This window comes from Paenibacillus xylanexedens (assembly GCF_007676705.1).
Taxonomy (GTDB): domain Bacteria; phylum Bacillota; class Bacilli; order Paenibacillales; family Paenibacillaceae; genus Paenibacillus; species Paenibacillus xylanexedens_C.
Genome location: NZ_VEBF01000897.1, coordinates 1 through 221 on the forward strand (window position 1 = coordinate 1; position 221 = coordinate 221).

General features: G+C 45.7%; 1 pseudogene. It reads right to left on the minus strand.

The features are described 5' to 3' along the window. Positions 1-32: 32 nt before the first annotated feature. Positions 33-221: pseudogene (locus FS628_RS31815) on the minus strand (Gfo/Idh/MocA family protein); the annotation flags it as partial.

Here is a 221-nt window from a genome sequence, read left to right on the forward strand (position 1 = left end):
AACTGCCATTCCAGTTTACGATCACTCTCCTCCTAGTTTAACTCTCTACCTTCACCATATACCCTCTCCACACCACCATTATCAATCATCCACAACCTTCCCTCTTTATATACCTTAATCCAACCCTTATCCCCTTCAATCATCACTTCCTCCTTATCATCCCGAAGCACCTCATTCCGTAAACCTTCACTCACTTCACCGCCACTCCCCCACCTCATATC